At 68.9% G+C, this 19002-nt stretch carries 25 protein-coding genes; 18 read left to right on the top strand and 7 right to left on the bottom strand.

Going from position 1 to position 19002, the window contains the following annotated elements:
• Window positions 1-22: 22 nt before the first annotated feature.
• Entirely contained in the window at window positions 23-775 is a 753-nt protein-coding gene (locus BLW75_RS26325) for a winged helix-turn-helix transcriptional regulator (protein WP_034312623.1), read from the bottom strand.
• Window positions 776-918: 143 nt separating this feature from the next.
• On the opposite strand from BLW75_RS26325, the gene BLW75_RS26320 reads away from it, so the two are divergent.
• From BLW75_RS26320 to BLW75_RS26275, 10 genes are all read left to right on the top strand, one after another.
• Window positions 919-1812: an LmeA family phospholipid-binding protein gene (locus BLW75_RS26320; RefSeq protein WP_091598368.1), complete on the top strand. Its 894-nt coding sequence runs from the start codon at window positions 919-921 to the stop codon at window positions 1810-1812.
• A gap of 7 nt (window positions 1813-1819) precedes the next feature.
• Window positions 1820-2239, top strand: coding sequence for a TlpA family protein disulfide reductase (locus BLW75_RS26315; protein WP_034312671.1), 420 nt, complete (start codon window positions 1820-1822; stop codon window positions 2237-2239).
• A 226-nt stretch (window positions 2240-2465) separates the two neighbouring features.
• Complete coding sequence (locus tag BLW75_RS26310; RefSeq protein ID WP_034312621.1) at window positions 2466-2900, top strand: DUF4395 domain-containing protein; 435 nt, start codon at window positions 2466-2468, stop codon at window positions 2898-2900.
• Window positions 2901-2922: 22 nt separating this feature from the next.
• Window positions 2923-3759, top strand: a complete 837-nt coding sequence (locus tag BLW75_RS26305) for a sulfurtransferase (RefSeq protein WP_034312619.1) — start codon at window positions 2923-2925, stop codon at window positions 3757-3759.
• Complete coding sequence (locus BLW75_RS26300; protein ID WP_034312617.1) at window positions 3759-4067, top strand: DUF1416 domain-containing protein; 309 nt, start codon at window positions 3759-3761, stop codon at window positions 4065-4067. Before BLW75_RS26305 ends, BLW75_RS26300 begins: the two co-directional genes overlap by 1 nt.
• Before the next feature lie 227 nt (window positions 4068-4294).
• Window positions 4295-4918 carry a heme-binding beta-barrel domain-containing protein gene (locus tag BLW75_RS26295; protein ID WP_034312615.1) on the top strand — a complete coding sequence of 208 codons (624 nt, stop codon included), beginning with the start codon at window positions 4295-4297 and terminating at the stop codon, window positions 4916-4918.
• A 10-nt stretch (window positions 4919-4928) separates the two neighbouring features.
• Entirely contained in the window at window positions 4929-5540 is a 612-nt protein-coding gene (gene pxpB / locus BLW75_RS26290; protein WP_034312613.1) for a 5-oxoprolinase subunit PxpB, read from the top strand.
• Window positions 5537-6409: a 5-oxoprolinase subunit C family protein gene (locus BLW75_RS26285; protein ID WP_034312610.1), complete on the top strand. Its 873-nt coding sequence runs from the start codon at window positions 5537-5539 to the stop codon at window positions 6407-6409. Before pxpB ends, BLW75_RS26285 begins: the two co-directional genes overlap by 4 nt.
• Window positions 6397-6810 carry a hypothetical protein gene (locus tag BLW75_RS26280; protein WP_034312608.1) on the top strand — a complete coding sequence of 138 codons (414 nt, stop codon included), beginning with the start codon at window positions 6397-6399 and terminating at the stop codon, window positions 6808-6810. The genes BLW75_RS26285 and BLW75_RS26280 overlap by 13 nt, the downstream gene beginning before the upstream one ends.
• Window positions 6810-7241 carry a hypothetical protein gene (locus tag BLW75_RS26275; RefSeq protein WP_034312607.1) on the top strand — a complete coding sequence of 144 codons (432 nt, stop codon included), beginning with the start codon at window positions 6810-6812 and terminating at the stop codon, window positions 7239-7241. The genes BLW75_RS26280 and BLW75_RS26275 overlap by 1 nt, the downstream gene beginning before the upstream one ends.
• Here BLW75_RS26275 and BLW75_RS26270 read toward each other — a convergent pair.
• Window positions 7234-8088, bottom strand: a complete 855-nt coding sequence (locus tag BLW75_RS26270; protein WP_034312605.1) for an aminodeoxychorismate lyase — start codon at window positions 8086-8088, stop codon at window positions 7234-7236. The genes BLW75_RS26275 and BLW75_RS26270 overlap by 8 nt on opposite strands.
• Before the next feature lie 30 nt (window positions 8089-8118).
• On the opposite strand from BLW75_RS26270, the gene ygfZ reads away from it, so the two are divergent.
• The 3 genes from ygfZ (at window position 8119) to BLW75_RS26255 (ending at window position 11233) form a co-directional block, all read left to right on the top strand.
• Complete coding sequence (ygfZ, locus tag BLW75_RS26265; RefSeq protein ID WP_034312669.1) at window positions 8119-9246, top strand: CAF17-like 4Fe-4S cluster assembly/insertion protein YgfZ; 1128 nt, start codon at window positions 8119-8121, stop codon at window positions 9244-9246.
• 479 nt (window positions 9247-9725) lie between these two features.
• Window positions 9726-10289: an RsiG family protein gene (locus tag BLW75_RS26260; RefSeq protein ID WP_034312602.1), complete on the top strand. Its 564-nt coding sequence runs from the start codon at window positions 9726-9728 to the stop codon at window positions 10287-10289.
• On the top strand, window positions 10286-11233 hold the full coding sequence (locus tag BLW75_RS26255) for an asparaginase (protein WP_034312599.1): 948 nt from the start codon (window positions 10286-10288) through the stop codon (window positions 11231-11233). The genes BLW75_RS26260 and BLW75_RS26255 overlap by 4 nt, the downstream gene beginning before the upstream one ends.
• Here BLW75_RS26255 and BLW75_RS26250 read toward each other — a convergent pair.
• The gene (locus BLW75_RS26250; RefSeq protein WP_034312597.1) at window positions 11230-12129 is read right to left on the bottom strand and encodes a DUF8083 family protein; all 900 of its coding nucleotides are present in this window, start codon (window positions 12127-12129) and stop codon (window positions 11230-11232) included. The two genes, BLW75_RS26255 and BLW75_RS26250, sit on opposite strands and share 4 nt — an antisense overlap.
• Window positions 12130-12336: 207 nt before the next feature.
• Between BLW75_RS26250 and BLW75_RS26245 the strand changes: the two genes are divergently transcribed.
• Both BLW75_RS26245 and BLW75_RS26240 read left to right on the top strand, forming a co-directional pair.
• Window positions 12337-12522, top strand: a complete 186-nt coding sequence (locus tag BLW75_RS26245) for a DUF3073 domain-containing protein (protein ID WP_007032561.1) — start codon at window positions 12337-12339, stop codon at window positions 12520-12522.
• 88 nt (window positions 12523-12610) lie between these two features.
• Window positions 12611-13471 carry a 3-hydroxybutyryl-CoA dehydrogenase gene (locus BLW75_RS26240; protein ID WP_091598365.1) on the top strand — a complete coding sequence of 287 codons (861 nt, stop codon included), beginning with the start codon at window positions 12611-12613 and terminating at the stop codon, window positions 13469-13471.
• Here the strand turns inward: BLW75_RS26240 and BLW75_RS26235 are convergent.
• Complete coding sequence (locus BLW75_RS26235; RefSeq protein WP_034312592.1) at window positions 13462-14034, bottom strand: PIN domain-containing protein; 573 nt, start codon at window positions 14032-14034, stop codon at window positions 13462-13464. The two genes, BLW75_RS26240 and BLW75_RS26235, sit on opposite strands and share 10 nt — an antisense overlap.
• Before the next feature lie 3 nt (window positions 14035-14037).
• Complete coding sequence (locus BLW75_RS26230; RefSeq protein ID WP_034312589.1) at window positions 14038-14493, bottom strand: helix-turn-helix domain-containing protein; 456 nt, start codon at window positions 14491-14493, stop codon at window positions 14038-14040.
• Window positions 14494-14615: 122 nt separating this feature from the next.
• Between BLW75_RS26230 and BLW75_RS26225 the strand changes: the two genes are divergently transcribed.
• From BLW75_RS26225 to BLW75_RS26215, 3 genes are all read left to right on the top strand, one after another.
• Complete coding sequence (locus BLW75_RS26225; protein WP_034312586.1) at window positions 14616-15515, top strand: Gfo/Idh/MocA family protein; 900 nt, start codon at window positions 14616-14618, stop codon at window positions 15513-15515.
• 221 nt (window positions 15516-15736) lie between these two features.
• Window positions 15737-16387 carry a VanZ family protein gene (locus BLW75_RS26220; RefSeq protein WP_034312585.1) on the top strand — a complete coding sequence of 217 codons (651 nt, stop codon included), beginning with the start codon at window positions 15737-15739 and terminating at the stop codon, window positions 16385-16387.
• 178 nt (window positions 16388-16565) lie between these two features.
• Window positions 16566-17324 carry a GNAT family N-acetyltransferase gene (locus BLW75_RS26215; protein ID WP_091598362.1) on the top strand — a complete coding sequence of 253 codons (759 nt, stop codon included), beginning with the start codon at window positions 16566-16568 and terminating at the stop codon, window positions 17322-17324.
• Here BLW75_RS26215 and arfB read toward each other — a convergent pair.
• Together arfB and purM are read right to left on the bottom strand one after the other, a co-directional pair.
• Entirely contained in the window at window positions 17313-17744 is a 432-nt protein-coding gene (arfB, locus tag BLW75_RS26210; protein ID WP_233621656.1) for an alternative ribosome rescue aminoacyl-tRNA hydrolase ArfB, read from the bottom strand. The two genes, BLW75_RS26215 and arfB, sit on opposite strands and share 12 nt — an antisense overlap.
• A 178-nt stretch (window positions 17745-17922) precedes the next feature.
• A complete protein-coding gene (gene purM / locus BLW75_RS26205; protein ID WP_034312665.1) occupies window positions 17923-18993 on the bottom strand; it encodes a phosphoribosylformylglycinamidine cyclo-ligase in 1071 nt (356 codons plus the stop codon).
• Window positions 18994-19002 lie beyond the last annotated feature (9 nt).

Below are 19002 nucleotides of genomic sequence, written 5' to 3'. Positions count from 1 at the left end.
CTTGTCAGGCAGGAGAGGGGATTCAGTGCGCGGACAGCTCGTTCGGCTCGTAGACGCTCGAGTCCGGGGCGACGGCCTGCTTGGCGGCGGTGTTGCCCTTGGACGGCCGCTCGAACTTGTAGCCGACGTTGCGGACGGTCCCGATCATCTGCTCGTGCTCCGGCCCCAGCTTCGCGCGCAGGCGCCGGACGTGGACGTCGACCGTGCGCGTGCCACCGAAGAAGTCGTAACCCCAGACCTCCTGCAGCAGCTGGGCACGGGTGAACACCCGGCCCGCGTGCTGGGCGAGGTACTTGAGAAGCTCGAACTCCTTGTAAGTCAATTCGAGGGTGCGCTTGCGGAGCTTCGCGGTGTAGGTCGCCTCGTCGATGACCAGCTCGCCGACCCGGAGCTCGGCGTCGACCTGCGCGGCGCCGCCGTCGCGGGTGGTGACGAGGCGCAAGCGGGCGTCGACCTCGGCGGGACCGGCCGTCGGGAGGAGGATGTCGTCGGTGCGCCATTCCGCGCTGACCGCGACCAGGCCGCCCTCACCGACGACGGCGATGACCGGGGTGGAGGTTTCGTCCTCACCGGCGCCCTTGAGCAGGCGGCAGAGGCTCTTCGCGGAGGCCAGATCGCTCCGGGCGTCGAGGACGATGACGTCGCGGTGGCCGGCGTCGAGCAGCGCGGTCACTTCCGGAGCACGCACGCGTACGGTGTGGGGCAGCAGATCCAGAGCGGGCAATACCGTGGTGGCATCTGCTTCCGCGGTCAGTACCAGAAGGTCCAGGCTCATCGCCGCACCGCCTTCAGTCGTGGTCGCCTCGAACGTGGCTACAGCCGGTGCTTGGTGAGAATAGCGGGTGAACAGCCGAGGTCCTACCCCGTGCTGGATCGATCACACCTGGCCAAAGAGGTTTACGAAGGAGATTCGACACAATGGTGAGCAGGCCCGTGGCGCAGGACGACCGACCGTCTTCCGGCCGGTCCGCCAAGCGAGGAAAGCGCCGTGGCCGGGGCTGGCTCATCGCCCTCGCGGTGCTGGTGGTGCTGCTGGTCGGGGCAGATTTCGGGGCGGCGGCGTTCGCCGAGCACACGATCTCCCAGAAGACTCGCCAACAGCTGGAGCTGCCCAACGATCCGGCGGTCACGGTGCACGGTTTTCCCTTCCTGACCCAAGCCCTTTCCGGTGACTACAGTCACATCACGATCAACGCCCAGGGCGTCGCCGTGCCGCCGCGGCTGCGGGACGTGGACTTCTACGCCGACATGAGCGACGTCACGGCCCCGCTGTCCGACCTGACGTCCGGCAACACGAAGTCGATCGTCATCGGCACGCTCAAGGGCGAGGTGACGATCAAGGCCGCGGACATCGCGCGGCAAGCACCACTGGACAAGATCGAGAACCTGAAGATCGAGCCGGTCACCGAGGACTACGTCCGCAACGGCGACAGCGGGCAGGGCGAGACCAAGCCGACCGCGACGAACGAGAACGGCGAGCCGGTCGACACCTCCAGCGCCGGGATCCGGGTTTCGGGCAACGTCCAGATCGCCGGGCAGAAGGTGGAGATCTTCTGCTTCGCGATGATCGAACTGGACGGGCAGAAGATCCGTCTGGAACCCAAGCGGCTCCAGTTCGGGAATGACAAGGAGACCACCGTCGTTCCCCAGGCGGTGCAGGACGCGCTGCTGCCGAACTTCAACGCGACCATCGACACGGGCGCGATGCCGTTCTCGGTGACCCCGACGTCGGTGCGGGTGAACAGCGGCTCGGTGACCATCAAGGGTGAAGGCAAGAACGTCGCCTTCAGCGGAGCGAAGCCTCAGGGGTGACTTGCGGATGACCGGGGTGTGGGTGCTGCTGGGCGTACTGGTGCTCGGCGGGGTGGCGGGCGCGCTGCTGCAGGCGCGCAACGGCCGCATCCGCGCGGCGAAGTCCACCGCGCCCACACTGCCCGGCCGCGTTTCGGACGCCCTGGCGCCCGAGGGCGTCACCCTGGTCCAGATCTCAACGACGTTCTGCGCGCCGTGCCGCCATACCCGCGTGATCCTGTCCACGCTCGCGGAGAAGACCGACGGCCTCACCCACGTCGATCTGGACGTCACCGAAACCCCCGAAGTCGCCCAGGCTCTGTCGGTGCTGCGAACCCCGACGACCCTGGCGTTGACCGCGGACGGCCGGGAGGTCTTCCGCGTCGGCGGCGTTCCCCGAGGTCAGGAGCTTCTCGAAGCCCTGAAGCCCCATTTGGCGAACGCCTGATCCCGGATTTCGGGAAGCGTCCCAAGGTGTGAACACGGTTCCCAACCTGAGGGAGCTCTGCGTACCCTCGTGCCCGTGAACCGGCTGCCCCGAACCTTGCTGACCCAGCGCCGCGCAGTGGACCTGTGCCGCGTTCGCAGCAGCCTGTGTCCCGGCGTTCGCTGAACCACGCCTGCGTGTGCCCGCCCGGCACGCACCTCTTTCCCTCTCGTTCGCAGGAGGAACCATGTCCGCAGGACCGGCCGTCGATCCCCGTGGTCCGCGTTTCGCCGCCATCCTGACGACGGTCGTGCTCGCGGTCGTGCTCATCACCCAGTGGTGGCCACTGCTCGCGGCGCAGGCGGTGGTGTTCGCGATCGGTGCCTTCATTGGACTGAAGCCGGCGCCGTACTCCTTGATCTATCGCTACCTCGTGGCGCCGCGGCTCGGCCCGCCGACCGAACGCGAGGACGCCGCCCCGCTGCGGTTCGCGCAGGCCGTCGGTTTCGTGTTCGCCGTGGTCGGCACCGTCGGTTTCGCCACCGGCCTGACCGCGCTCGGCTTCGTCGCGACGGCGTTCGCGCTGCTCGCGGCCTTCCTCAACGCGGCGTTCAACTTCTGTCTCGGTTGCGAGATGTACCTGCTCATCAAGCGTTTCAGCCCCAGCCCTCGCGCGTCCTAACCCAGAAAGAGAGTCAGCTCCCATGAGCCGTGAAGACGTCCTGGTCACCACCCAGTGGGCCGAGGAGAACCTGGACACCCCGGGTGTCGTGTTCATCGAGGTCGACGAGGACACGACCGCGTACGACAACGGACACATCCGCGGTGCGGTGAAGTTCGACTGGCGCAAGGACCTGCAGGACGGCGTCCGCCGCGACTTCGTCAACAAGGAGGGCTTCGAGAAGCTGCTGTCCGAGAAGGGCATCTCGAACGACGACCGCGTGATCCTCTACGGCGGCAACAACAACTGGTTCGCCGCGTACGCGTACTGGTACTTCAAGCTGTACGGGCACGACAAGGTGCAGCTGCTCGACGGCGGCCGCAAGAAGTGGGAGCTCGACGGCCGCGAGCTGAACTCGGACGAGGTCAAGCGCGAGCCGACCGAGTACAAGGCCAAGGAGCAGGACCTCTCGATCCGCGCGTTCCGCGACGAGGTCGTCGCCGAGATCGGCAAGAGCAACTACGTCGACGTGCGCTCGCCCGACGAGTTCTCCGGCAAGCTGCTCGCCCCGGCGCACCTGCCGCAGGAGCAGTCGCAGGTCCCTGGCCACATCCCGGGCGCGCTGAACGTCCCGTGGGCGAAGGTCGCCAACGAGGACGGCACTTTCAAGACCGAGGAAGAGATCAAGGAGCTGTACTCCGACGAGGGCCTCGACGAGTCGAAGGCCACGATCGCGTACTGCCGGATCGGTGAGCGTTCGTCCATCGCGTGGTTCGCGCTGCACGAGCTCCTCGGCTACGACCAGGTGAAGAACTACGACGGTTCGTGGACGGAATACGGCTCGCTTGTCGGCGTGCCGGTCGAGTTGGGAGCCAAGTGATGGCAGACGACAGCTGCGGCGCACCGGCCCAGGAGGCCACGCCCGCCGATTACGACACCCGCGGCCAGGTCGTGCTGGCCGGCAAGGTGACCGGTTCGGAGGGCCCCGTCGGCGGCGCCTTCGTGCGGTTGCTGGACGGCGGCGGCGACTTCACCGGCGAGGTGGTCTCGTCGGCCGACGGCGATTTCCGCTTCTACGCGGCCCCCGGTGACTGGACGGTGCGCGCGCTGCACCGCTCCGGCAACGGCGAGGCCTCGGTGACCGCGCAGGGTCCGGGCGTGCACCAGCTGGCGATCTCGGTCGCCTGACGTTTCGCGCGTGAAGGCCCCCTTCCCTCGGCTGAGCCGAGGGAAGGGGGCCTTCACGTACTTGTGGGCACTGCCACGCACCCTGCGCAAGGCCGTCTGGGCAGGTAGCGACTAAAGTGCGTGGCGTGGAGATCCTGTTTACGACCCTGCTGGTGCTCGCCGGCGTCGCGATCACCTGGTTCGCCGTGTACGTCGTCTACCGGCTTTACGCGGACCAGCGCTGACCGATGACGGCTAGTGGCGACGAGGCCATCCAGGCCGCGGAAAAGCGCGCGGAAAACACGCGCGACCGGAACCTTCCGCAGTTCGACGACATGCCCATCCCGGGCGACACCGCGAACCTGCGTGAGGGCGCGAACCTCAATGACGCCTGCCTGGCGCTCCTGCCGCTCGTCGGAGTGTGGCGCGGCGAGGGCGAGGTCGACTATCCGACCATCGACGGCCCGTACCGGTTCGGCATGCAGCTGACCATCGCGCACGACGGCCGCCCGTTCCTCACGCACGAGGCGCGTGCCTGGCTGCTCGACGAGGACGGCAAGGTCATCCGTCCCGCCGCGCGCGAATCCGGGTTCTGGCGCCCGCAGGCCGACGACACGATCGAACTGCTGCTGACCCACAACACCGGCATCGTGGAACTCTTCTACGGCAAGCCGCGTGGCAAGGCGTCGGTCCCGGCCTGGGAGCTCGGCACCGACGCGGTCGTCCGTACTTCGACCGCCAAGGACGTCACGGCTTCGCAGCGGCTCTACGGCATCGTCAACGGCGAACTCGGCTACGTCGAGGAGCGCGCGATGATGGGCCAGGAACTGCAGCCGCACACGTCGGCGCTGCTGCGTCGCGTGGTGGGCTGACCCTCTTCCCATGCGGTGGCGTGCCTACGGCGAGCACGCCGCCCTGCTCGACTGCGCATCCCTGACCGAGTCGATGGCGGCGCACGCGACGGTCACGTCCGCGCGCCCGCCCGGGATCGCCGAACTCGTTCCCGGCGCCCGAAGCCTGCTCGTGGTGGAAATCCCGGGCTCCGGCGCCCTCGCGGCCGTCCGCGAACTGCTCGCGGACGCCGACCTCGAACATCCGCCGGAAGGCGGATCCCGCGAGATCACCCTCGACGTGACCTATGACGGCGAAGACCTCGAACTCGTCGCACGGGACGCCGGAATGTCCACTGAGGACGTTGTCCGGCTCCACACCGGCGCTGTCTACACCGTGGCCTTCACCGGCTTCGCGCCGGGATTCGGTTACCTGACAGGGCTTCCGGAGCCGCTGCGGCAACCGCGGCTGGCTGCCCCGCGTACTCGCGTGCCGCCGGGCTCGGTCGGCATCGCGGGTGAGTTCACCGGGGTGTACCCGCGGGTCTCGCCCGGTGGCTGGCGGCTGATCGGCCGCACCCGGACCGTCCTGTTCGATCCGCGCGCCGACCCGCCCGCGGTGCTGGCGCCCGGCGACCGCGTGCGGTTCCGGAGTGCCGGATGAGGGCCGTGGAAGTGGTCGAGACAGGTCCGCTCGCGCTGGTTCAGGACCTCGGCAGACCCGGTTTCGCGCATCTCGGTGTCCCGCCGTCCGGGGCGCTGGACGTCCCTGCGTTGAAGCTGGCCAACCGGCTCGTCGGCAACGACGAAGGAGCCGCGGGAGTCGAGTGCCTGTTCGGCGGGTTACGGCTGCGCGCCACGACGTCCTGCACCATCGCGGTGACCGGCCCCGCCGTCGCCGTCGAGGTCGATGGGCGCCCCGTCGGCTCGCACGCGCCGGTGTGGCTGGCGGCGGGGCAGGTCGTGGCGATCGGTGCTCCCGCCACCGGGTTACGGTGCTACCTGGCGGTTTCCGGTGGGATCACGCTCGAAGAGGAACTCGGCAGCCGATCGCGGGACGTCCTTTCGGAGATCGGGCCGGCTCCGCTGAAAGCGGGTAACGTCCTCCCGCTCGGCACGCCGTCCGTTTCCAGCGGTGCCGATGTCGTGCTGCCCACGGTGGCACCGGCCGAGCTCGTCGTGCTGATCGAACCGGGGCCACGGGCGCACTGGTTCGAGGACCCGGCGGCCGGACTCGCGAAGACCTGGACGGTGACGGCGGAATCGAACCGCGTCGGCCTCCGGCTCGACGGCCCCGCGCTGACTCGCGCGGCCGGATACGCGGAGCGGGAATTGCCGAGCGAAGGCCTGCTGACGGGCGCCGTCCAAGTGCCGCCGAACGGGTTGCCGGTGGTGTTCTTGGCGGATCATCCAACTACCGGTGGTTATCCGGTGGCGGCCGTGGTGAGACAGGCGTCACTCCCGGCCCTCGCGCAGGCCCGACCCGGAACCCTTCTCCGCTTTCACTCGTCCACGAGGGTGTGGAACAGGTAAAGGTCAACGGTGGCACGGGTGTCATCGACACGAATTCGGTCCCCACCCAACCAGAGCTTCCGCAGTCGCTGCGGATCGCGCTGGCCACCGGGCAGATGCGGCGCCCCCTCGGCGATACACTCCGCCCGCTTCTCGACCTCTTCGCCGACGGCGAATACCAGGTCGCCGGACCCGAGCGGCTGGCCGAGGACCGCTACCTGACCCCGAGCGCCGACTGGCCGCCCGCCGACGTGTCGCGTGTCGGCTACTACCGGACCGCGATCAAGAGCGGTCACCGGCCGGTCGCCATCGTGCTGGAGACCACCGACGCGGCGGTGATCCTCGACGGGCACCACAAGATCGCGGCCTACCGCGAAGAAGCGATCCTGCCGCACCTGCTGATCATCAGCCCGCTCAACTGATGGACGCCCCACGGTTCCGTGATCCGCAGACCCGGATCGAGGACCTCGCGGACGAGCCGATCCTCGTCGTCTGCCCGCGCTGCGCCGGCCGCGCCTCGGTCACACCCGAACGGCTGACCTGTGTCGGATGCGCCCTGGTGCGCTCCTCCGGCCCCCGACTACCGCGCGCGTGGAATCGCCCGATCGACCCGTTCTTCCGCGAACCTGTGTGGCTGCGCGCCGACTGCTGCGGCGGGCACACCCTCAGGGCATTCCACGCCCGACACCTCGACCTGATCGAGCGTTTCGTCGCGGCGAAGCTGCGCGAACGCGGGCTCGGGGACCGTCCCGGCATGACCTTGATCGCGCGGCTACCCACGTGGATGACCACGGCCCAGCACCGGGACGAGGTCCTCCGGACCATCGCCAAGCTGCGCGCGACGCTCAGCTGATCGCGTACTCGCTCTCGTACGCGGCGGCCAGCTCGGCGTGGATCGCACTGGAGTCGGTGAGCACGGCGCCGTCGAGCGTGTGCACCCTGGTCAGCTTGCGGACCGACGACGCGAGGAAGAGCCCTTCGCCCTCGGTGAGGTCCGCGACCTTGAGCGGCTCGACCTTGACCGACCAGCCCGCCCGCTCGGCGCCGCGGAACAGCGCCGCCTGCGTCGTCCCCGGCAGGATGCCGATGGTCGCCGGCGGCGTGTAGAGCGTCTTGTCCCTCGCGAGGACGACCGTCGACGTCGGCCCTTCGAAGACCGTGCCGTCGGCGGCGGTGAAAATCACATCGCTCGCCCCACGGCGGCCCGCCTCACGCAGCGCGGCCATGTTGACTCCGTACGAGATCGACTTCGCGCCCAGCAGCAGCCACGGCGCGCGCTCGGCGAGGTCGGGCTCGATACCCCGTTCGAGGGTGATCGCCGCGACGCCTTCGACACGGGCGCGCTGGACCTTCTCGTCGATCTCCACACCGAGCGCGAACCCGAACGGCTTCGCCTCCGGATCGCCGTCGATTCCCCTGGTGTACACCAGTTTCAACGCGATCTCGGCCGGGCCGGACCAGTTGTCGATGACGACCTGCGCGGCGCGCTCCCAGGCGGCGAGGTCCGGCTCCGGCAGGTCGAGCATGGCGGCGGAACGGGCCAGCCGCTCGAGGTGCGGGCGGAGCTCGCGGGGCCGTCCGTCGACGACGAGGATCGTCTCGAACACGCCGTCGCCGCGAAGCAACCCGAGGTCGTCTACTCGCAGGTGAGCGGCTTCGGGGTCGGCCAGGGTCCCGTCGAGGAAGGCAAGCACGCGCATGGGGACACGGTACTCACTAGCATGGGTTTCATGCCCTACCGCTCCCCCCTGCTCGACCTTCCCGGACCGATCGCGGCACCCGACGGGCATCCGGAAGAGGGTGTCCCGTGGCACTGGGGTGACCCCTTCGCCGAGCAACGGACGGCCGCGCGCGGCGCGGTGGTGATCGACCGTTCGCACCGCGAGATCCTGGCCGTGACCGGGGAAGAACGCTTGTCCTGGCTGCATTTGGTGATCTCGCAGCATGTCACCGGGCTCGCCGAAGGCACCGGCACCGAGGCGCTCGTGCTGGACAGCCAAGGCCGCGTCGACACGCACATGGTCGTCGCGCACGCGGACGGCACGGTGTGGCTGGACAGCGACCGGGGCGCGGTGGCCTCCAGCGCATTGCCGTCCGGGGGCAAGCAGCCGCTGCGCGAGTACCTCGAAGCGATGAAGTTCTGGTCCAAAGTGGACATTCGCGATGTCTCGGATGAGCTGGCGCTGCTGACCGTCCTCGGCCCCGACGCGGACCGTGTGCTGTCCGCCGTGGATGTCTCCCTGGGCTCGGACCCGTACTCGGTCGTGCCGATTCCCGGCGGTTTCGCGCGGCGGATGCCGTGGCCGGGGCGGCACAGCGTCGACCTCGCCGTCCCCCGCGCCGAACTCGCCGACTGGTGGCGCCGCCTGACCGACGCGGGCGCGCGACCGGCCGGCAGCTGGGCGTTCGACGCGCTGCGGGTCGAGTCGCTGCGGCCGCGGCTGGGCCTCGACACCGACGAGCGCACGATCCCGCACGAAGTGAACTGGGTCGACTCGGCGGCGCACGTCGCGAAGGGCTGCTACCGAGGGCAGGAGACCGTCGCGAAGGTCCACAACGTCGGGCGCCCGCCGCGGTACATGGCGCTGCTGCACCTGGACGGTTCGCCGGAGATCACGCCGGAGACCGGCGATCCGGTGGTTTTGGGCGAGAGAACGGTCGGCCGCGTCGGCAGCGTGGTGCAGCACCACGAACTCGGACCGATCGCGCTGGCGCTGGTCAAACGCTCGACGCAGCCGGGCGCGGAACTGCTGGTGGGTGCCGAGGATCGCGTCGTGCAGGCGGCCATCGACCCGGATTCGGTGCCCGGTGAGGCTCCGGCGCCGGGCCGGGAAGCGGCTCAGCGGCTGCGGGGATAGGCGGGCTCTCACGGCGGCGCCGTTCCGTGAAGGCCTCGCTACGTCTGGGTTCGTGAAGGCCTCCTCGAGGGACTCTGGGTCCCTCAAGGAGGCCTTCACTACCTGCGCGCGTTGCCGCCTCGCTGGATGCGCGTGAGCCCTAGAACTCGCGCTTCGGTCGCGGTTCAAGTACATGAAGGGGGCCTTCCTTGCGCCTAGCGCAATAAAGGCCCCCTTCATGTACTTGCCCCCGGCGACCGCCCCAACCATCCACAAGTTGTCCACAACGTTGCCCACCTGTGGACAACTCCGCCGACCAGCACTTTTCCCACCCCACCCCCGGTAGACTGGACCAGGGGCCGCCCCCGGGACGGGTGGGGGGCGGGCTCTGGAGGGAACCGAAAGAGCAGCGGTGTGGCGGAGGGTGTCGTGAGGGGCGGAGATCTTTGTGGTATCGCTCCCTGCGGAACATTTTCGCTGGAGCGCGATAAGCTACGCGCGTGATCGAAGTCCGGCCTGGTGGTCGCCGTCGTATCGACCGCGTGCTCGGCCCTGGGTATCTCAGCGACCTCGGCGAGCTGACCCTTTCCGTGCTGCGCGAGCGCCGTGACGAGGCCGCGCAGGAGGAGACCGACCTGTCGTACCTGCGGCGTCTGCTGCACGCGCGGATCGACATCGTGCGGGCCGAGCAGGAGCGCAGGAGTTCAGGCGGCGAGAGCAGCGTCGTCGAGCGGCTGGCCGCGATCCTGGCGGACAACGCGATCGGCCCGGCCACCGGTTCGGGCAGGCACCAGCGGCTGGAGCCGTCGCGCGCGGGTGAGCACCGCCGGTTCGCCGAGGCGCTCATCGGCGACACTGACCTTTCCGACGTCAGCACGCTGTCGGACGAGAAGCTGATCAACGCCCTCAATCGCTACGCCGACGAAGAGGTTTCGGTCTCCTCGTACCGTCGCGAGGTCCAGAGCGTCATGGACACCATCAACGCCGAAATCGCGACCCGCTACCGCAAGGGCACGGCGTCGGTCGACGACCTGCTCGACACCGAACGCGGCGGATCCGAGTGACGAACCCGGTCCTGGTCGAGGTCGTCCGATCCGGTTTCGTGGAGAGCGTGCACCGCGGCGCACTCGTGATCACCGCCCCGGACGGCTCGGTGCGGTTCTCCGCCGGCGACATCGAGCGGCCGGTCTATCCGCGTTCGTCCAACAAACCCCTGCAAGCGGTCGGGATGCTCCGCGCCGGTCTCACGATCGGCGACGAAGAGCTCGCGCTGGGGTGCGGATCGCACAACGGCGAGCCCGGCCACGTCGAGGGCGCCTTGGCCATGCTTTCCCGCGCGGGGCTGACCGAGGACGCGCTGGCCTGCCCACCCGCCTTCCCGCTGCACGAGCCCAGCATGCTGGCCGTGGCCTCGGCCGGGAAGCGCCGGGCCGCCATGAACTGCTCCGGCAAGCACGCCGCGATGCTGATGACCTGCGCGCAACTCGGCTGGCCGACCAAGGACTACGAGGCCGAGATCCATCCGCTGCAAAAGGTCGTCCAGGCCACCGTCGCCGACCTCACCAGCGAGACGATCGAGACGGTCGGCGTCGACGGCTGCGGCGCGCCACTGTTCGCGTTCTCCCTCACCGGCCTCGCCCGCTCCTTCGGCAGACTGGTCACGGCCATCGGCGGACCGGAACGCAGGGTCGCCGACGCGGTCCGCGCGTATCCGTGGCAGGTCGCGGGCACCGGCCGCGAGGACACGGTGCTGATGCGGAACATCGACGGCCTGCTCTCGAAGGGCGGCGCCGAGGGAGTGCACGCGTTCGCCCTCCCGGACGGCACGGCGCTGGCACTGAAGATCGACGACGGCGCGGCCAGGGCCCGCATCCCGCTGCTGCTCGCGACGCTGCGTCACCTCGGCATCGACCCTGGTGACGAAGCCGGCGACCTAGGGCGCGACGCGGTACTGGGCGGCGGGAAACCGGTCGGCGAACTGAGGGTCGCCGAAAACCTCTACGGCTAGTTCGCGCGTTCCCGCGCGGCCAAGTCGCCCCAGAAGTCCCGCAGGTCGGCGAACAGTTCCGCCAGCTCGTCGACATTGCCGGTGCGGAGCGCGTCGAGGATGTCGTGCACCTCTTCGGCGGTCGTGTCGGCCTGGAGGATCGAGTCGGCGAAGAGCTGCACGAGACCGCCGTAGTCGAGCTCGACCGCGGAGCCGGGGTGGAAGCTGTCGAGCCAGCGTCGCGTTTCGAGCAGCACCCGGCCCGGCCCCGAGTCGCCGAAGGTCGCTTCGAGCAGGTCGCCGACCTCGCGGGCGCGATGCCGCGCGTCGGCGATGGAGACCCGCCACGACACCTCGCGTTCGGGGTCGTGGCGGCCCTTGCCGAGTTTGATCCGGCGCATCCCGGGATCGAACAGCACGAACCACGGCAGTGGGACGGTCCACGTCGTCGACAGCGTGTGCGAAGCCGAGGCGGACAGATCCCCGATGGCGGACTTCGCCCGCGAGCGGATCGTGTCGAGTGTCGCGCCGCCGGCGTCGAGCACCGCGTTCTTCAGCGCCGGGTGCGCGTCGCCGAGGAAGGTCACCAGTGCCGCGGCGGAGCGCGCGCGGATCTCCATCGGGCAGATCAGCGGCCCTGGGCCGGCGTCACCGTGCTCGCCCTCCGGCACGTCTTCGGGATCCAGGACGAGGACATCGGTGACGAGGCTGGGCGCGGCCCTGCCGTCCGCGAGTTCGGCGGGCAGCAACCGCCCCACATGCTGTGACTTGAGCCACAATGCCTGCTCGCGCAGCCCTGCGGCCGAACGATCGAGCCGGGCCGCTTCGACGGCCTCGAGCAGGCGTTCGTCCGGTGGATCCCCCAGCGCGAGCAGGGGCTCATAGACGCGGAGATAAGCCGCGAACGGACGGGGCACACGAGCATCGTGGCACGCCGACCTGCGACTATCGCCACCGACCGGCCGGTAACCGGCGTTCCGTGAACACTGTCGCCACCGGCACACCGTGCCACGTCGCATCCAACCCCCCGGACACGGTACGGTGTCAGCAGGAAAGAATTGTCGAGACGATGCGGGGCCGCCGATTCCCCCGGCCGCCCCGCCCCTGTGCGAGGGGGTCGAGCCATGGGGCGCGGCCGGGCTAAGGCCAAGCAGACGAAGGTGGCGCGCGAGCTCAAGTACAGCTCGCACGAAACCGACTTCGATGCTTTGCAGCGCGAGCTGTCCAGTAGTTCCTCGGAAGACAGGCACGAGGACGACAAGCGGTATGACGACGACCCGTACGACGGGTACGACGAATACCGCCGCTGAGCAACGCGTGACACGCGAGGGTGGATCCGGGCTTGCCCGGTAGGCCACCCTCGCGTGTCGCGTGCTGCCCAAAATACGAGGAGGTGCCATGTCTGACGTAGCGCGAGTAGGTGTCGTCGGGGCCGGGCTCATGGGCTCGGGCATCGCCGAGGTGCACGCGCGGGCCGGACTGGACGTGATCGTCACCGAGGTCAACCAGCCGGCGCTGGACTCCGGGCGGGCGCGGATCGAGAAGTCGCTGCAACGCGGCGTCAAGAACGGGAAGCTCTCGCAGGAAGACGCCGACGCGGCGCTCGGACGGCTCCGCTTCACCACCGAGATCGGCGAGTTCGCCGACCGCGACCTCGTCATCGAGGCCATCCTGGAACAGGAGCAGGCCAAGGTCGAGGTGTTCCGGTCGCTGGACAAGATCGTCGAGCGTGAGGACGCGGTGTTCGCGTCCAACACCTCCTCGATCCCGATCATGAAGCTCGGCATGGCCACCGGCCGTCCGCAGCAGGTGGTCGGCATCCACTTCTTCAACCCGGTCCCGGTGCTGCCGCTCGTCGAGCTGGTGCCCTCGCTGCTGACCAGCGACGACACCGCCCGCCGTGCCGAAGAGCACGCGACGACGGCGTTGAGCAAGACGGTGATCCGGTCGCAGGACCGCGCCGGGTTCATCGTGAACTCGCTGCTAGTGCCGTACCTGCTTTCGGCGATCCGGATGATCGAGTCGGGTTTCGCGTCCGCCGAGGACATCGACCGCGGTATGGAGCTGGGCACCGCGCACCCGATGGGCCCGCTGCGGCTTTCGGACCTGATCGGCCTGGACACCATCAAGGCGATCGCGGACTCGATGTACGCCGAGTTCAAGGAGCCGCTGTACTCCTCGCCGCCGCTGCTGCTGCGCATGGTCGACGCCGGCCTGCTCGGCAAGAAGACCGGCCGCGGTTTCTACAGCTACTCCTGACCGGCTTCATCACAGCGACGGAGCGCTGCGACCGACTTGCGTAGGCCGCAGCGCTCCAAAGCGCCGAGGACCTCGGCGACACTGGTAGGCCGAGCGCGGCGCGCGTCGACGATGCGCCGCACCGCCCCCACGACCACACGCTCACTGAGCTCGATCCGGTCGAGGACGAAGTCGTCGGCGCTCTGGGCTTCGACGTTCCAGCGGCCGAGAATTCGTTCGGGAAAATCCCGCAGGTTCTCGGTCACGATCACGCGCGCCTGCGCCTTGATGGCCGCCGCGAGCACGTGGCGATCGTCCAGGTCCGGCAGTTCGAGCGTCGGGACGAGCGGTTCGTAGCCCGTGACCAGGCAGTCCCGGACAGCGGCGTTCATCAGGCTTCGCGTCCTGTCGAGTTTGAGCGGATCGAGATCGGGCCGGTTCTTCCGGAGATTCCGGAAGACTTCGTCGAGAATCTCGTCCGTCCACTTCGCCTGCACGAACCCGCTCTGCGCGATCCGGAGCAAGAGATCACGCAGAACGTTGGGATACAGCACGTTGGCGTCGAAAAGGACGACGAAGGCCACTTGCTACGTCAGCCCCATCTCCTGATTCAAGGCGGAAAGTTCGTCCGCCGCGTCGCGGCGTCGTCGGTCGTCTTCTCGCAGATAGTCGTGGAGGGAACCGGCCTTCACGCGACGATGCTTGCCGACCGTGCGGTACTCGATCCGCCCCGCTTCCAGCAGCCCGATGAGGAACGGCCGGGAAACGTTGAGCAGGTCGGCCGCCTGCTGTGTGGTCAGTTCCGCGTGTGACGGGACGATGGACACGCTCTCGCCTGCCGCCACCAACGCCAGCACCCGGGCCATCAGATCGACGACTCCCCGGGGAACGACCACGGACTCTTCGCTCTCATCGACGACGACGCGCACGGTGTCCCGTTCATGACGCCTGGCCAGATAGGCCTCGACGTGCGGAAGTGCCTCGAGTGCCACGTCGATGTCGTGGCGCCCCGGGACGATCTGGTCGATGGTCAACGCAGTCATCGCTGCTCCCGTGTTCAACGTGGACCCAGTATCGGCTCTCAACGAATTATTCGCAACAAACGCAATAAACGCAACTTGATGGTGCGTTCAGCTTGCGCGGCGGCACACCTAGACTCGGGGGCGTGGGACAGGGACAGCTGCGTGTGGGTCTGGTCGGTGCCGGTCCGTGGGCGAAGACGGTGCACGCGCCAGGTCTCGCCGATCACCCCGGAATGACGTTGCGCGCGGTCTGGGCCAGGCGCCCTGAGGCCGCGAAGGAGCTGGCCGAGACACATGGCGCCCAAGCCGTTGACAGTTTCGACGAGTTGCTCGACCAGGTGGACGCGGTCGCCTTCGCGGTGCCGCCCGCCGTCCAGGCGGAGCTGGCGGTCAAGGCGGCCGAAGCGGGCAAGCATCTGATCCTGGAGAAGCCGATCGCCGCCGATCTCGACGGCGCGCGCCGCCTCGCGGACGCCGTGGAGGCCGCCGGCGTCGCGGCTCTCGTGGTCCTCATCCTGCGGTTTTCGCCGATGACCCGCGAGTGGCTCGACGGCATCAAGGAAGCAGGCGGCTGGCGCGGCGGCGGGGCTCGATGGCTTTCGGGCGCGCTGCTCGGCGGCCAGTACCGGTCCTCGGCGTGGCGGCACGACTCCGGTGCGCTCGCCGACATCGGCCCGCACGCCCTCGATCTGCTGGACGCGGCTCTCGGTGAGATCACCGGCGTACTCGCCGCGAACCGGACCGATGACGATCTGTGGCAGTTGCTGTTAGCCCACGAGGGTGGCGCGACCAGTACGGCGACGCTGTCGCTGCGGCTGCCGATCCAGCCGACGGTCGTCGAAGTGGCCGTTTACGGCGAGCACGGCTACCGCACCTTGGGCCGCAAGCCGGGCTCGGCGGGCGAGTCGTACACCGCGCTCCTGGACGATTTCGCCGCGATGGCCGCGAGCGGGACGACCTCGCACCCGTGTGACGTGCGCCGCGGCCTGCACCTTCAGAAGCTGCTCGAACACGCGCGGGAGCTCGCCGGACACGGCAAGTAGTACACAGGTCACCCACAAGGCTTTTCCTTATGCGATAAGGCCTTCTTTCGAAGACTTCACGATCATCCACAGGTTTGTCCACAGGTTCCTTTGTGGACGGTCACCGCATGGGAAAACCTTTTCCGCCACCGGAAGAGATCACCTCTTAGTGCGCCGACTCCGCCGTGCCGAGTCGATCTTGTGATGCGAAGGTGATCTTGGGCGCTCCGGAAAGGAAGGCCATGGGTGAGCTGCTCCGCGCTTTCGGCGGGATGATCCCGTTGACGATCACCACGATTCCCTACGCGTTGCTCGGCTGGCCGCTCCTCGCGGCGTATCGACGGCGAAGACGGGCGGACCCCTTCTCCGCGTCGGCGACGGCCGCCGTCGACATGACGCTCGCCCTGGCCTGTTTCCTGGTGTCGTGCCTGGTCACGATGCCGGTGACCGGCGTACAGGGCAGCAGGCTGAACCTCGAACCCGGCACCGACCTGCGGCTCGTTCTGTCCGACAGCGCCAACCTCTGGCAGGCGCTGGGCAACGTCCTCATGCTGAGCCCGCTCGGCGCCCTCCTCCCCGTGCGGTCCCGCCGCCTGCGGTCGCTCGCCCGGATCGCGCTGGGGGCGCTGGCCGTCTCGGTGCTGGTGGAAGGCACGCAATATCTGATCCAGGCGGGCAGGGTGACCTCGGCCGACGACATCCTGCTGAACACGCTGGGTGCCGTGGCGGGTGCCGCGCTGAGCAAACGGCTGTGGCATCGCCTGGACGTCCGGCCACCGGTGCGGATCCCGGTCCAGGTCCGGCGGGTGTGCACCGCCCCAGTCCGGCTTCGGGTCCCGAGATCGGCGTGGGACGAGCGGTATTCGAGCATCGCGCATCCGCTGCGGAGGTAAATGGGTTGACCGTGGTGCGAGAGTGATCGCGAAAGCCCTGCGTACCAAGAAAGAGGGATGCCTCATGCCTGACGCCTTCGGTGGCGTCGGCACGAGCTAGCCGGCGCACCTGCCAGCTCCAGCACGCACGCGGATCCTCCCGTGCGTCTCTTTCTTCTGCCCGAAAGGCTTTCCACCAGTGCTTTCCGAGACGATTCGTGCTTTGCAGTCCTACATTCGCCTCACCGCGGCGAAGTTCCGGGAGACCGAGCGGATCGGGCCGTTCCTGGCCACGTACTACCTCGAATCCAGCAGTCCGTTCCTCAACTACGCGATCCCCGACGACGGCGCCGTCCCCGCGAAGGATGACGTCGCCGCGCTGACCGAGGCGTTCCGTAAGCGCGGGCTCGTACCGCGTCTGGAGTTCCTCACCGAAGCGGTTCCGGCCGCCGAGGCCGTGCTCGTCGAGTGCGGTTACACGCTGGAGCGGCGGGTTCCGCTGATGATCTGTTCCCCGGGGCAGGTCGTCGGCCAGCCGGAACCGGCCGGGATCAGCCTGGTCACCCCGAAAACCGAGGGCGAACTCCGGCAGATGATCCGGGCGCAGAACGTGGCGTTCGGGGAGGACGATCCCGATCTCCACCTCGACCCGTCACCGGATCAGCTGAGCGGCGAAACCCTGTCGGTGATGGCCGTGGCCGAAACCGGCGAGGTCGTCGGCGGCGGGGTCGCGACCGCGATCCTCGACGGCGCGACCGAGATCGCCGGGATCGGCGTGGTCGAGGGGTACCGGAGCCGCGGGATCGCCGCGGCGATGACGGAGTACCTGACGCGGGAAGCCCACGCGCGCGGCGGCCGGTCGGTGTTCCTGACGCCGGGCGCCGGGCAGGCGGAACGCGTCTACGGCCGGGTCGGCTTCGAGACGGCGGCCGAATGTGTGCACCTGTCAGTCGTCTGAGTAACCACCGCGGCGTGACTTCTTGACCTCGCCTCGGCGCTTCTTCGACGCCAGGCGGCGTTCCTTCGAACCTCGCGAGGGTTTGGTGGGACGCCGCTTGGCGGCCGGGGGCGCCGACGCGTCCAGCAGCAACATCACCAGACGTGCCCGCGCGGCTTCCCGGTTCATCAGCTGGGAGCGGTGTTCGGAGGCGGTGATCGTGACGACCCCGTCGACCAGGCGCGACGAAAGCCGGTCCAGCATCCGCGCCCGGAGATGCTCCGGGACGGACGCCGAACCGGCCACGTCGAAGGAGAGTTCGACCCGCGAGTCCGTGGTGTTCACGCCCTGCCCACCCGGACCCGACGACCGGGAGAACCGTTCGCTCAATTCGGCACCCGGGATCACGAACCGGGTGCCGACCACCACGTCATCAGCCACGGACCCAGTGTTCCACCAGGGCCAAGAGAATATTCAGTGCCTGTTGGCGAGAGCTGAGGGTGGACTCGTCAACCCCCACTATCGCGGTGGCAGGGCGCCCTGATCACTCACCGGAACGGTGATATACCAGGTCGCGCCCTGCCGACGTCGATCGCGGCGCGGGTTCCCCAACGGACACTCAGAAGCGCGGGTGGTCACCGGAGAGCACGGCGCGCGGGCCGTCCGGGTCTTCCGCGGGCTGCACGTCGCCGAGGATCCACGCCGGCACGTGCCGCGCGGTCAGCATCGCCAGCGCCCGGTCGACGTCGTCGGCGCCGACGATCGCGACCATGCCGACGCCCATGTTGAACGTCTTCTCCAGTTCGGCCCGCTCGACCTTGCCGCGGTGGCCGATCAGCGCGAACACCGGCGCCGGGGTCCAGGTGCCGCGTTCGAGCCGGGCGACCAGTCCGCGCGGCATGACGCGCGCGAGGTTCTGCTCCAGGCCGCCGCCGGTGATGTGCGCGAACGTGCGGACGTCGGCCTCGGACGCCAGCGCGAGGCAGTCCTTCGCGTAGATCCTGGTCGGCTCCAGCATCTCCTCGCCCAGCGAGCGGCCGAACTCCTCGACGTGCCCGTCGAGCGGCATGCGCGCGATGTCCAGCAGCACGTGCCGGGCGAGCGAGTAGCCGTTGGAGTGCAGGCCGGACGAGCCGAGCGCGAGGACGACGTCACCGGGGCGGACCCGCTCCGGGCCGAGCACGTTCGACGCCTCGACGACGCCGATACCGGTGCCCGAAAGGTCGTAGTCATGCTCGCCCATCAGGCCGGGGTGCTCCGCGGTCTCGCCGCCGAGCAGCGCGCAACCCGCCCGGACACAGCCCTCGGCGATACCGCCGACCAGCGCCGCGATCTTCTCCGGCACGACCTTGCCGACGGCGATGTAGTCCTGCATGAACAGCGGCTCGGCACCGGTGACGACCAGGTCGTCGACGACCATCGCGACCAGGTCGATGCCGACCGTGTCGTGTTTGTCGAGCGCCTGCGCGACGGCGATCTTGGTGCCGACCCCGTCGGTCGACGAGGCCAGCACCGGCTCTTTCCACTTGTCCAGCTTCAGGGAGAACAGCCCGGCGAAACCGCCGACCCCGCCCATCACCTCGGGCCTGGTGGCCCTCTCGGCGTGCGGTTTGAGCAGCTCGACGGCTTTGTCACCGGCGTCGATGCTGACGCCGGCGGCGGCGTACGTGGCGCTCGTGGACTCGCTCACGGAAGCGGA

Origin of the sequence: Amycolatopsis lurida (assembly GCF_900105055.1) — a bacterium.
Lineage (GTDB): Bacteria > Actinomycetota > Actinomycetes > Mycobacteriales > Pseudonocardiaceae > Amycolatopsis > Amycolatopsis lurida.
Note: the sequence above shows the minus strand (reverse complement) of the source record. Positions and strands in the feature narration are given on the sequence as shown.

Bases quoted from the DNA above. Each gene is read 5' to 3' on its own strand.
- BLW75_RS26220 (WP_034312585.1), top strand. From the start codon at position 15,737: ATGGGTGAGCTGCTCCGCGCTTTCGGCGGGATGATCCCGTTGACGATC.
- BLW75_RS26315 (WP_034312671.1), top strand. From the start codon at position 1,820: ATGACCGGGGTGTGGGTGCTGCTGGGCGTACTGGTGCTCGGCGGGGTG.
- BLW75_RS26245 (WP_007032561.1), top strand. From the start codon at position 12,337: ATGGGGCGCGGCCGGGCTAAGGCCAAGCAGACGAAGGTGGCGCGCGAG.
- BLW75_RS26285 (WP_034312610.1), top strand. From the start codon at position 5,537: ATGAGGGCCGTGGAAGTGGTCGAGACAGGTCCGCTCGCGCTGGTTCAG.
- BLW75_RS26295 (WP_034312615.1), top strand. From the start codon at position 4,295: ATGACGGCTAGTGGCGACGAGGCCATCCAGGCCGCGGAAAAGCGCGCG.
- BLW75_RS26270 (WP_034312605.1), bottom strand. From the start codon at position 8,088: ATGCGCGTGCTTGCCTTCCTCGACGGGACCCTGGCCGACCCCGAAGCC.
- BLW75_RS26320 (WP_091598368.1), top strand. From the start codon at position 919: ATGGTGAGCAGGCCCGTGGCGCAGGACGACCGACCGTCTTCCGGCCGG.
- ygfZ (WP_034312669.1), top strand. From the start codon at position 8,119: ATGCCCTACCGCTCCCCCCTGCTCGACCTTCCCGGACCGATCGCGGCA.
- BLW75_RS26325 (WP_034312623.1), bottom strand. From the start codon at position 775: ATGAGCCTGGACCTTCTGGTACTGACCGCGGAAGCAGATGCCACCACG.
- BLW75_RS26240 (WP_091598365.1), top strand. From the start codon at position 12,611: ATGTCTGACGTAGCGCGAGTAGGTGTCGTCGGGGCCGGGCTCATGGGC.
- BLW75_RS26310 (WP_034312621.1), top strand. From the start codon at position 2,466: ATGTCCGCAGGACCGGCCGTCGATCCCCGTGGTCCGCGTTTCGCCGCC.
- BLW75_RS26305 (WP_034312619.1), top strand. From the start codon at position 2,923: ATGAGCCGTGAAGACGTCCTGGTCACCACCCAGTGGGCCGAGGAGAAC.
- BLW75_RS26275 (WP_034312607.1), top strand. From the start codon at position 6,810: ATGGACGCCCCACGGTTCCGTGATCCGCAGACCCGGATCGAGGACCTC.
- BLW75_RS26300 (WP_034312617.1), top strand. From the start codon at position 3,759: ATGGCAGACGACAGCTGCGGCGCACCGGCCCAGGAGGCCACGCCCGCC.
- pxpB (WP_034312613.1), top strand. From the start codon at position 4,929: ATGCGGTGGCGTGCCTACGGCGAGCACGCCGCCCTGCTCGACTGCGCA.
- BLW75_RS26230 (WP_034312589.1), bottom strand. From the start codon at position 14,493: ATGACTGCGTTGACCATCGACCAGATCGTCCCGGGGCGCCACGACATC.